The 12,208-nt window shown below is 58.7% G+C and carries 10 protein-coding genes; 2 read left to right on the forward strand and 8 right to left on the reverse strand.

Annotated elements, in window-relative coordinates:
* Positions 1-71: 71 nt before the first annotated feature.
* From M9827_RS20905 to M9827_RS20940, 8 genes are all read right to left on the reverse strand, one after another.
* The gene (locus M9827_RS20905; protein WP_250606956.1) at positions 72-1,199 is read right to left on the reverse strand and encodes an SGNH/GDSL hydrolase family protein; all 1,128 of its coding nucleotides are present in this window, start codon (positions 1,197-1,199) and stop codon (positions 72-74) included.
* Positions 1,200-1,434: 235 nt separating this feature from the next.
* Entirely contained in the window at positions 1,435-2,481 is a 1,047-nt protein-coding gene (locus tag M9827_RS20910) for an acyltransferase family protein (RefSeq protein ID WP_250606957.1), read from the reverse strand.
* Between the two features lie 12 nt (positions 2,482-2,493).
* Entirely contained in the window at positions 2,494-3,597 is a 1,104-nt protein-coding gene (locus M9827_RS20915) for a hypothetical protein (protein ID WP_122607459.1), read from the reverse strand.
* Positions 3,588-4,820, reverse strand: coding sequence for an MATE family efflux transporter (locus M9827_RS20920; protein WP_250606959.1), 1,233 nt, complete (start codon positions 4,818-4,820; stop codon positions 3,588-3,590). The genes M9827_RS20915 and M9827_RS20920 overlap by 10 nt, the downstream gene beginning before the upstream one ends.
* Positions 4,817-5,929, reverse strand: a complete 1,113-nt coding sequence (locus M9827_RS20925; RefSeq protein WP_250606960.1) for a polysaccharide pyruvyl transferase family protein — start codon at positions 5,927-5,929, stop codon at positions 4,817-4,819. Before M9827_RS20925 ends, M9827_RS20920 begins: the two co-directional genes overlap by 4 nt.
* Before the next feature lie 15 nt (positions 5,930-5,944).
* Entirely contained in the window at positions 5,945-7,027 is a 1,083-nt protein-coding gene (locus tag M9827_RS20930; RefSeq protein WP_250606961.1) for a glycosyltransferase family 4 protein, read from the reverse strand.
* A 40-nt stretch (positions 7,028-7,067) separates the two neighbouring features.
* Positions 7,068-9,296, reverse strand: coding sequence for a polysaccharide biosynthesis tyrosine autokinase (locus tag M9827_RS20935; RefSeq protein ID WP_250606962.1), 2,229 nt, complete (start codon positions 9,294-9,296; stop codon positions 7,068-7,070).
* A 39-nt stretch (positions 9,297-9,335) separates the two neighbouring features.
* Entirely contained in the window at positions 9,336-9,776 is a 441-nt protein-coding gene (locus M9827_RS20940) for a low molecular weight protein-tyrosine-phosphatase (RefSeq protein ID WP_250606963.1), read from the reverse strand.
* A 293-nt stretch (positions 9,777-10,069) separates the two neighbouring features.
* Between M9827_RS20940 and M9827_RS20945 the strand changes: the two genes are divergently transcribed.
* Together M9827_RS20945 and tal are read left to right on the forward strand one after the other, a co-directional pair.
* A complete protein-coding gene (locus M9827_RS20945; protein ID WP_250606964.1) occupies positions 10,070-11,026 on the forward strand; it encodes a cellulase family glycosylhydrolase in 957 nt (318 codons plus the stop codon).
* Between the two features lie 202 nt (positions 11,027-11,228).
* Entirely contained in the window at positions 11,229-12,155 is a 927-nt protein-coding gene (gene tal, locus M9827_RS20950) for a transaldolase (protein ID WP_034156416.1), read from the forward strand.
* Positions 12,156-12,208 lie beyond the last annotated feature (53 nt).

Raw genomic sequence — 12,208 nt, forward strand, 5'->3', positions numbered from 1 at the left:
CTCTGCGTCACCCAGCGAAGGGACGCGGAGCGTCCCGGGCGGCATTCCCACGCGGAGCGTGGGAACGATCATTACTGGGCGGCGTCGCAACGGTCCTTGGCGCCGGTGATCCAGCCATAGAAGTAATCGGCAATCACCTTCCCGCCCGTGGCCGGCACCGGATGAATCTTGTCCGGGCCGATCATTGCCGCCGCGTAACGTTTGACGTCCGGCCCGAACGCACATTGCAGGTTGGCGTACCCCAGATGCTGCTCGCGCGCCCAAGGTTCAAGCACCTGCGCGTACGCCGACATCGGATAAGCGCTGGAACGCGTGGTGTCCTGGCGCATGATCAGGTTGATACTCGCCGCCGGTTGAATCTCACGCAGCATCCCCACCAGCCCCTGAACATTCTGCAGATACTGCGCAGGCTTCACGCCGAAACCCTGGTCATTGCCACCGAGCATGATCAGGTAAACGTCGGCCGGGATCTTCGACACGGCGGCTTTCCACTGCACTTGCCATTGCGGATCTTTGTGATAGAAGTCGGCAGAGGCTGCACCGGAGGCGGCCAGTTTCGAGACCCGCACGCCGTTCTGATCATTGCTCATCCATAGCCCGAACAACGTCGGCGCCCCCTTCACCACTTCCAGTTTGAAGGACCAGTCTTTCGCTGCCGAGAGACCTGTCAGCGGGACTTCCTGAACGCCAGAACCTTCGAGTTTCAAGGGCTGCCAGTCTTGCGTGGGCGTCCAGCGGTAGCGGATCTCGCTGGATTCGCCATTGCCCAGATAAAGCAGTTTCGCCTGAGTGACGGCCGTATCGATGCGCGGCGAAGGATTGGCATCCACCTGCAACCAAGCGCCGGGCCGGCCTGTCACCGTGCGGCTGTCCGGGCTCGCTTGCCCCAGGTCTGAAACCTTCCAGTCGCCGCCAAAGTACTTGTCACTGCTGCGGGTGTATTTGAAATGCGTGCCGCCCAGCGCAGCACCGTGGTTGAAACCAACGTAACCGGGCCCGGCAAAACCGACCTCGCCGGCGACGCGCTGCACCAGTTTGTTCAGGTAGAAATCCTGCCCGGCGCTGTAGCTGTCGCCGATCACCGAGACCGACAGAACATTGCCGGCCTTGCCTTCACGCCACCGGGCAAAACGCTCGCGGGCATCGCCCACCTGAACCACCGACGCTGCGACGGGTTGCGCATCATCTACTGCCAACATGCAAAATTTCCTTCAGTCTGGAATGGCCCCTTCGCGAGCAGGACGAATCATCGCTCCACAGGGGTTGTGGTCATCCGCTAAGTCTATGTACACCGAAAAAACCTGTGGGAGCTGGCTTGCCAGCGATGGGGTCCGGTCAGACACAGATTCATTGCCTGACCCACCGTTATCGCTGGCAAGCCAGCTCCCACAGGGATTGTGTCGCTCGCATAGATCTAATGTGGGAGCGACGCTCTTAGCTGCTGTGGGTTTGCACCACCGGGGTGACGGGTGCCAACGGTTTCTTCTTCGCCACCCGCTCGCCAAGAAACAACACCGAAGTGAAATTGAACCGGCTGAAAACCATCGACAACACCACCGGCCCAAGCAAGCCACAACTCAAGCCACCGAGCACCAGCAAGCTCTCATCCTTCACCCCTAACCGCCCCAGGACAAACCGCGACGTCGCGGCGAACAGCACATGGAACAGGAAGATCGCATAGGAGTAGCCACCGAGCCAGGTCAGCGCCTTCGAACGCATATCACTCGACAACAACGCGATGCAGGACACGCAACCCACGGCCAGACCGATCAGACTGCGACGATCGACAATCAACTCACGATCAATCGCCGCCACATACAGCAACGTCAGCGAGATCAGCACAAACACCAGCGGCCCGATCACTTTGAAGCGCTGCTTCAGTGCGTCAACGTTCTCCTGGCCAATCATCCCGGCGACAAAAAACGGCAGCAGGTAAATCGCGCCGTTGATCCCGAATGCGTCGAACTTGAACGGTGGCAGCAGAAACAACACTGCTGCAAAGGCAAACAGCCCATACAAGCGCGTCGCCGAACGCAACATCCTGCGCCACTCCAGCAACCCGACGAACATGAAAATAATGAACACCGCCTGCAGGAACCAGAAGTGGTTGATCGGCACCCAGAACGACAGCAACGCGTCGATCACCCCGACATCCTTGTTCACCCCCGGCCCCACCGCTTGCAACACCGAGAACGGCACACCGACGCAAAACAGCGGCACGATCAAGCGGCGCACCTTGCCGCTGAAAAACGCGGAAAAGTCATTGCCACGGATTTTGTAGATCGAATAGATGTACCCGGAAATAAACGTGAACAGCGGCATGCGCACGTACACCATCGAGTCGGCGATCACCCGGAACGGCGAGCCGATATCGATCTTCAACCCGCCGCCCAACGGGCCGATGACGTGATAGAGCACCAGCAGCAGGCACGCCAGGCCGCGCAGGGTTTCGATCTCCAGGGACTTTTTCTTGCTCGACATAAAGCACCTGCCTCAATTCAGAATTCTTGATTCAACCTGCACCGGTTTGTTCGCCCGCAGCATCAAGCCCAGGCCAACGAACAACACCGGCACCACCATCGAGAAGTGCCGGGCGAAGGAGCCGAAGTCCGGCTCGAACAGGCCTTGCACCAGCAGAAACGCCAGCGGAATCGCGATCAGTTCCTTGGGTTTGGTCTGGATCGGCGCGCCTTTGTAATCGGTCGAGGTGATGACTTTGAACAGCAGCAATGCAGTCATGATCATCAACGCGACGAAGATCACCTGGCCTGGCCCGGAGAGCAGAATCAGCTCCACCGGAAACGACAAACGGAAGAAGATGATCATCGAGTCCAGCGCCTGCGAAACGAAGTCGCTGCCGCTGAGCCACGACACGATCAACGATTTCGAGCCCTCCTCGCCCGCCGTGCGCAGTTCGTTGTTACTGGCGCGAATCGATGACACCGGAAAGCCCAGCGCGATCTGGATCGACATCGCTACCGCCAGATAAAACAGGAACAGCATCAGAAAGAAGGTCGTGCGCGACACGTACTTTTTCATCACGCAGACGCCGACCCACGACAGCGAAAACAGAATCCAGTAAGGCCGGATCAGCACGCCGTAGATCACTGCCGAGAGAAAAAAACCGCCGCGATATTTGCGCGTCAGCGAGCTGAGCAGAATGCTCAAAACTGCCACCGAGACAATGATTTCCTTGGTCAGATTCTCGAGGAAGAACGAGCGCACGATGCCCCATAGACACAGGGTGCCGAAGATCGCCAGCGGCATGCGCCGGAACACCACCACTGGAATCGCCGTGAGGAAAAAATTGCAGAACATGCCGTAGGCCCAGGCATTGGTCAGGTTGATCCCGGTGGGCCGCAGCAGGAATGCCGAACACTCGTAGGACGAGCGATCGGGGGAGAACGGGTTCCAGAAATTGCAGTTATCGGCGCGAGCGTAGGACGACCACAAGGTCATCGCATCCGGCCCAGGATCACGCGGGACCAACAGCGGCATGGCCACCGACAGGAACAGCCCGGTGAAGAGGATCAGGAACGAGACATACGAATCGAGTCGCTTGCCACGAAACTCGATGCACGGCAGTTTCAGGCCCATGACAACGCAGCCTTTTTCCCGGCCGTTGCACGGGTCAGCACGGCAATCACCAGCAGTTGCACGATGATCGCGAAGACGTTGCCCCACGCCGCGCCGTAAATCGAATAGTGCTTGATCAACACATAGCTGACCGGCACTGACACCAGCAGACAGATCGCCGCGCTGGCCAGTGATACGCGACTGTTTTTCGAGGCAATCAAACCGCCCCAGACGATGTCGCCGATCGCGCGCAAGGCGAAGGAGAAAATCAGCACACCGAGAATGGCGTTATCCGGACGCGGAACGCTGGTGGCGACGTAATCGAGCACCACGTTGAAAAACACATAGATCGCCACCGCCACCGCCGCCGACACCACCAGTGAGCGCATGACCCACTTGTTGATGAACAACTGCTTGACCGTGAACGCCTGCTGATCAGCCTGAAAACGCTTGGCCAGCAGCGGAATCCCGACTACCGCCACCACCGCGTACGACAACGCCTGCAAGGTGTTCGCCGCCGACCACGCGTACACGTATTGGCCCAGTTTGGCGTACGGTTCGAGATCGGCGATCAGAAACCGCTCGGCGTACTGACTCAACGCGATCAACCCGGTGCCAAGGTAAAACGGTAACCCCGCTTTCCACACAGTAGCAGTGGCCAGTGTCCCGGTTTCCCGGCCGTGATGAACGTTCACCACGATCAGGTAACCGGCGATGATCACCAGCACGTTGGCGGCGACCCACAACCACAACACGCTGGCGATACCCGACACCCACCCGAGCATCATCCCGCCCACGGCCAACACCGCCCACAGGCCGGTCTTGATGAAAAACAGCAGCGCGCCCGCCGTGGCTTTCTGCGCGGAAAACACGAACGAGTTGATCTCGAACGACAGGTGCTCAGTGAGCAACACCAGCGTCACGCAAAGGATCAGCGCGGCCGTCGCTTCGACTTGCTGGAACAGCGAGTAAATCAGCACCGTCACCACTGACAAGACCACGCCAACGGCGAGGTACAGCAGCAGCACCTTGTCGACCACGCGGCGCGAACTGCCGCCGACACTGATCAGCCGATTGATCTCGGAACTGAAACCGACACTGTAGAACTTCGACGCGATCAACGAAGCCGCGACCACCACGCCGTAAAAACCCAGCGCCTCATAACCGAGGTAATGGGTGATCGCCAACACCAGCAAAAACTTCGCGCCCAAGGCACCGCCGCGAAGCAGTAGCCGAAATATCATCGAACGACACCTTTGATGATCTCGTCCATGGCCACGGTTTTCGCTTCGATTTCACGGCAGGTGTCGGTCAGGCGCTTGCCAAAATTCGACAACGCATTCGGCGCGTAAACCGTGTCGATGATGGTGTCGACATTGATGTCGCCGCCGTTGATTACCCAATCTTCCACGCCCATGTCCTGATAGGCGCCGAAGCCTTTGCGCTCGTAGCTGATGTGGTACGCGGGCACGCCGGAGAGCAGCGATTCGATGGCGCCGTGCAGACGCACGGAAATCACCAGGTCCGGCTGATATTTGGCAATCGTTGCTTTCAACGACAGCAGATCTTCAGTGATGCCCAGTTCGCGATAAAACGCGCCGTCATCGTTGCCGCGCACCGCGCTCTGTACGGCGCAAACCACTTTGCTTTTGTTCTTCAAACGCTGCAGCAGCACTTTCAGATTGGCCACGTAAGCGACTTTCTTTTCCTTGCTCCACTCCGGCGGCTTGCGCAGGACTACGCACACCGTGGCCGGCGACGACGCGCAGCGGGTGAATTTCGCTTGCTGAAGGATTTTGCTCGCCAGCGATTGCACCGCCAGATCCGGCGCGCGGTAGACGTTGGCACAGGCATCGAACATGGCCGAAGAGCGATTGTCACGCACGAACACCGCGTCGGCATTGGCGTAGTGCTCGACGATCTTGCTGCTCTCACCGTGGAACGGACCGATGCTTTGTGGCAGGTACACCGACGGCACTTTGCTGAGGATCGCAGTTTCCAGTTGCTTGGCGTGGCCGAGTTTCAACTTGATGTGTTCGAAGGCACTTTTCGAGCGCATGTAACCGCCGCCGACGCCGACGATCAGATCGGTTTTACTCAACAGATCCGCCAGCCCGGCGTAGGACTGATTGAGGAACACCGCTTGCTTGACCCGGCCCAAGCCCTTGGCCGCCATCACCGGCGCGTCGAAACGCGGGTGCGGCAAGTAGCTGAAAGAGTCCGGATCGGAAGCCACGACACTGATCGCGGTGTCTTCACCAAAGTTGCGCTGCACCAGCGCGATGGCCAGATCGACGAGCAAGCCGTCACCGGAGTTGGACGCACTGTAGCCATGCAAAATCGTTACGTTCATATGCTTGAGTTCTACTTAAAAAGTGGGAGCGCGATACAGGTCGTAGGTCTGGCGAATCATCAACGCGGCACTGAAGCGCTCGCGGACGATGCTCCGACCTTCGTTGCCGAGGTCGAGCAGACGTGGCTTCTGGATGATCGTCAGCACATCGGCCAGCGCCTGGTGATCGCCGGACGGGAAGACATAACCGGAGACTTCATTGGTGACCAGTTCCGGCAGCGAGGTGCAGTTACTGGCGATCACCGGCAAACCCATGGCCATGCCTTCCAGCGGCACCATGGCGAAACCTTCCCAGCGACTCGGCACAATCAGCGCATCGGCCTTCTGGTACAGGGCCTGCACTTCGCTCGGCGTAACCCATGGCAGGTATTCAACGGCGTCCATCGGTGGGCATTCCACCGAATCCTCGTTCACCGCGCTGCCGACCACGGTCAGCTTCAAGTCTTTGCGCTGCACTTTGGCAAAGGCCTTGAGCAGCACGTCGAAGCCTTTCTGGTAATCGAGGCGGCCGACGAAGAGCAGATGAATCGGCTCGGGGCTTGCCGCTTTCGGTGCGTCATCCTTGCGATGAATGCCGTTGTAGATCAGCTTCATGCGCTTGCGTTCGATGCCGAAGCGCGCGGCTTTGTCGAGTTCGTACTGGCTGACACAGATGATCACGTCGGTGACTTTCTGCAGCACCCGCTCGATCCACGCATAGACTTTCTGCTTGGTCGGCGAGCTTTCCATCAGGAACGAAAACGCGTGCGGGCAGTAGACGATTTTCGGCTTGCGCCACGGTCGCAGCAGTACACACACGCAACGGCCGATCACCCCGGAAAAGGTGCTGTGCAAATGCACCACGTCGGGTTTTTCCTTGAGCATCACCTGAGTCAGGCGCCAGGCGAAACGCAGCAGCGACGGCACGTTGCGCCCGGTACGAGGGAAGGTGCGGATCTGCTCTTCGCCGATGCCGTGCAACTCTTTGGCCTGATCATCCGGGACCAGATACACCAGCTCGTAGTTCGCCGCATCGCCTTCAGGCGAAGCCGAAATCGTCCGGATCACCGTCGCGACGCCACCTTTGATCGTCTCTGCCACGTGCAGTATTTTTTTCACAACTCACCCACTTCAAACAGGAAAAAACAGTCGCTGACAGTCAGGATTTGTCGGACGCGTATTCGTAGTTGTAATAGCCGTAGCCGCCGTTGCCGTAGTAACTGGCCGCGCGCTTCTCGACGCCGTTGAACACCGCGCCTTTTAGCTCGATGCCGTTTTGCGCGAAGCGGCGAATGGTCAGTTCGATTTCCTTGGCCGGGTTCACCCCGAAGCGCGTGACGATCAGGCTGATCCCGGCTTCACGGCCAACGATGGCCGCATCGGTCACCGCCAGCAGCGGCGGCGTATCGATGATCACCAGGTCGTAGCGCTCGCTCAGTTCCGCCAGCAGCTCGCGGAAGTTGGCGTGCATCAACAGCTCGGAAGGATTCGGCGGTACCTGGCCGCGACTGATGAAGTGCAGGTTGTCGATTTCGACCTTGTTGATTGCCTCATCAATGCTGCAACGCTTGACCAACAGGTCGGACAAGCCGTTGGTGATCGGCGTGTTGAGGGTTTTGTGCAGGTGACCTTTGCGCATGTCGGCATCGATCAGCACCACGCGCTGACCGCTCAGGGCCATGACGGCGGCGAGGTTGGACGAGACGAAGGTCTTGCCGACTTGCGGGCTCGGCCCGGAAATCATGATGCGGTTGTTGGTCGAGTCCAGCCCGGCGAAGTGCAGGCAGGTGCGCAAGCTGCGGATCGATTCGATCGACAGATCCGTCGGATTACGCAGGGCCAGCAGGTACGCCGGTTTGTCGACGCCGTCGCGGGCGCGGCCTTTTTTGTTGTCTTCTTCATCCTGCAAGGCGCTGTACGGAATCGACGCGTACACCGGCAAACCGAGTTGCTCAATGGCTTCCGGGCCTTCCAGACCTCGGCTCAGGGATTTGCGCAGCAGCACCAGCGCCACGCCGACAAAGGCACCGAGGAAGGTGGCGATCAGCACGATCAGGGCTTTTTTCGGTTTGACCGGGCTGGTCAGGTCGACATCCGCCGCGTCGACCAGACGCACGTTACCCACCGCGCCGGCGCGGACGATGTCCAGCTCCTGGGATTTGTTCAGCAACTGTGTGTAGATCTGCGAGGCCACTTCGACATCGCGGGTCAGGTTGAGCAATTCCTGCTGTGTGGCGGGCAGATCGCCGACTTTGCCTTCCAGCGATTTCTGTTGCTGGGTCAGTTCGCCGATCTGGCTCATCAACGCGCGATAGGCCGGGTGCTGTTTGGTGAACTTGCGGTCCATCTCCGCCTGCTGCATTTTCAGCTCGGAGATCCGCGTTTCCAGCGCTACCGACTGGCCCAGTACCGACTGGGTTTCCAGCGAGATGTTCACGGTTTTGCCGTGGGTCTGGTAAGCGTTGAGTGCATCGCTGGCCTTGGCCAGATCACGCTTGACCTGCGGCAACTGGCTTTGCAGGAAGGCCAGGCTCTGCGCCGCTTCCGCCGAGGTGCGGCGCACGTTCTGATCGACGTACAGCGCGGCAATCTTGTTGAGGATTTTCACCGCTTCAGCGGCGTCGCTGCTGGCCAGCGCCAGTTTGATAATCCCCGATTCCTTACCCTGCTCGGAGATATCCAGGGCGTCCTGATAACCCTGAATGGTCACGATCCGTGGGTTGCGCACCACTTCGAAACGGGTGCCGGGGTTGGCCAGCAACTGGGTGATCTGCCCTTCTACGCCGTCCGCCGCAAAGGCTTCGCCCGCCATACCTTCGACCAGCAGGTTGTCGTTGTCATCGAGCAGCTGAAAGCGCTTCTGTTCGCCGGCGATCAGGGTGAGCTTCTTGCCCAACAGCTCTTTGGGCAGATTGAGCCGGGCAAACTCCAGGCGCTCACCGCCCCAGGCGTAACTGCTCAGGCCGAAACGCGGCGCGGCGACACTGGTCTCGGTCTCGCCGCGATAACGCCGGGCAAGAAAGCCGCCAATCATCGGGAAGGTGTTGGGAGTGACATCGATGTCCAGCCGCAGGTCGTCGACGGTTTTGCCGATCACCGCGCGGGATTTGATGATGCCGATTTCGGTCACCGACGGCGATTGCCCGCCGAGCATGCTGTTGAGGTCGGAGAACCCGAGCATGTCGTTCTTTTTCGGCTCGACCTGCACCAGCGCATTCGCCAGGTACACGGGCGTGGCCAAAACCGCATAGGCCACGCCGGTGACCATAAAGGCCCCGGTCAGTGCGCCAATCAACCATTTCTGATCGATCAGGCTGCCAAATATGCCGAGCAGATCAATACTGTCTTGATCGTTGTCACGGGTGCCGATTACTGACGGTAACTGCATAAGTCTGTTCTTACCATTCACTGATCTGAAGAATATTCATCAATGCCCGAGGCGCTGCGCCCATGAACTAACAGCATCTTCAATCAATGCATGGGCATGAATAAAAGCGGCCTTGCCTTGACGATACGGGTCCTGTATTTCGCGCTCGCTCTGCCACTTGCCGAGCAGAAACACTTTGCCTCTGGCGTGAGAGGCAATCTTCAGTACTTGATTAACATGCTGTTTTTCCATGACCAGAATCAGGTCTGAGTCATTGACGATGTCCGCTGTCAGTTGCCGCGCCTTGAACGTTTCGGCGCTGTGCCCATGGTCTTCGAGAATCTGCCGGGCCGACGCCTCGACGCCCTCGCCAACCCGGGCGGAAAGGCCTGCGGACGTCACCGTGATGGCCGTGGAACGCAGCGCTTTACGCAACAACAGTTCTGCCGTCGGACTTCGGCATATATTGCCCACGCAGACAACAAGGATCTTTCTGAACAAGGTTTACTTTCCTGTGTAATGTCAAACGGCCAACATCCCGAGAGCATTTGAATGAACCCTCAAGATCTTCCTGCACTCAGAAATAGATTCGCCCTGTTAGTACCGAAGTATTAAGTACCACAGCGTTTAAAAGCCCCCCAACCACAATTAGCGGACTAAAAATAACTGTGATTTTCGAATGCCTGTTTTCCGACAAAAAATAACATTCGCGCACTAAGTGCCATCACCTCACTCGAAATTTGAGAAACGGGATCATTTATTCGCAGTTGTCACTTCTCTTCGGGAGAGCAGACATGAAAACAACACATCTCAAAAAACTCGGCGCTTTGGCGCTAATGATCGCCGGCGCTACGACTCAGGTTCACGCCAGCGAAGTGTTTCCCAACCTTCCGGCCAAGAACATCGGCGTGCAAGTGAAGATCCAGAACTTCACGGCTGCCGACGCGGCGCAGATCAAATCGGCCGGCTTCGGTTTTGTCCGCTTCGGTGTGTGGAGCGACAGCCTGACGGCCAAGGCTTATCAGAAACAGGTCAGCGATGCCTTTGCGGCGGCGCAGTCGGCGGGCCTGCCGGTGTTGCTGACGGTCCGCGCGATCAAGGCGTTGCCCGCCACCTCGAGCGCCGAGCTGACCACTGCCGGTGAAGGCTTCGCCAAAGCCGTGACCGGGCTGCATCAGTCGTACAGCGCGCAACTGGTGGCGATCGAGCTATGGAATGAACCGGATCTGGAAACCTACTGGCCGACGCGCAATTTCGACACCACGTTTGTGCCGTTCATGAGCGGCGTGTGCAAGGCGCTGCAACAACAACCACTATCGACGCCGGTGGTCGGTTACGGCTTCGCCCGCCCGCCCAGCGCAGGCTCGGCTTCCACCGTGGCGCTGAACCGTATCGTCAGCGAATACCCCAAATGCCTGAACGCTGTGTCCTATCACCCCTACGGCATGACTGCGGCACAGATCAGCAATGCGCAAAATTTCATTCAGCAGAACTTCCATCTACCGGGGGTCATCAGTGAATGGGGCGTCTCGGCGCTCGCTTCCAATGGGGGGCCTGAAGGGCAAGCGAGCAAGATCAACGCGTTTATTGGCGATGTTAAAAAACTCAAGATCCCGCTGACGTCCATTTATGAATGGAAGAACAGTGACTCCGGCAGTAACGATCGCGAGAAGAACTTCGGCCTGCTCACCTCGGACGGCCAGCCGAAACCGGCGCGCATGTCGGTCGAAGCCTTGTTGAACGCCCAGTAGCGCATGCACAACCGGCCTGCACGCAGGTCGGTTGCTTTGAACCTGTTGGCTGTTTTGGCATCGTATTCATCGATACCTCGCCCCGCCTTTCAAACAATTGTTTTCAGGTTGTTGCCGCAGGGGCCATCGATACACACACCTACCCTTGAGTGGCTGTCAGCGCTCGGGTAATGTCATCAGACCCATAGGACAGAGCACGCCCATGACTTCCAAGCTGGAACAACTCAAACAATTCACCACCGTGGTTGCCGACACCGGCGACTTCGAAGCGATCGCCCGAGTCAAACCGGTCGACGCCACCACCAACCCGTCCCTGCTGCTCAAAGCGGCTGCCATTCCGGCCTACGCCGAGCTGCTGAATGCTTGCGTCAGCGACTGCAAGGGCGATGTCGGCCTGGCCAGCGACCGTTTCGGCGTCGCAGTCGGCCAGGAAATTCTCAAAGTGATCCCGGGGCGCATCTCCACTGAAGTGGATGCGCGTCTGTCGTTCGACAAGGATGCCGTGCTGAAACGTGCACATCGCTTGATCGAGCTGTACGACAAGGCCGGCGTTGGCCGTGACCGCGTACTGATCAAGATCGCCTCGACCTGGGAAGGCATCCGCGCCGCCGAAGTGCTGGAGAAGGAAGGCATCCAGACCAACCTGACCCTGCTGTTCTCCTTCGCCCAAGCCGCCGCCTGCGCCGACGCGGGTGTGTTCCTGATTTCGCCATTCGTGGGCCGCATCTACGATTGGTACAAGAAGGCCAACGGCAACGACTACACCGGCGCCGATGATCCGGGCGTGCAGTCGGTCACCCGCATCTACAACTACTACAAGGCCAATGACTACAAGACCGTGGTCATGGGCGCTAGCTTCCGCAACCTCAACCAGATCGAGCAACTGGCCGGCTGCGACCGTCTGACCATCAGCCCGGACCTGATCGACAAACTGGCGGCCGATACCGGCAAACTGGAGCGCAAACTGGCACCGGGCAACGCCGGCGAAGCCCGTCTGAGCCTCAACGAAGCGCAATTCCGCTGGTTGTCCAACGAGGACGCAATGGCCACCGAGAAACTGGCTGAGGGCATCCGTCAGTTCGCTCGCGACCAGGAGAAGCTTGAGGCGCTGTTGCAGGCCAAGCTGTGATTTGAGCGGTTGAAATGCAAAAGGGCGAACCTGTGAGGGTTCGCCCTTTTTTA

Source organism: Pseudomonas sp. AKS31 (assembly GCF_023634765.1).
GTDB lineage: Bacteria > Pseudomonadota > Gammaproteobacteria > Pseudomonadales > Pseudomonadaceae > Aquipseudomonas.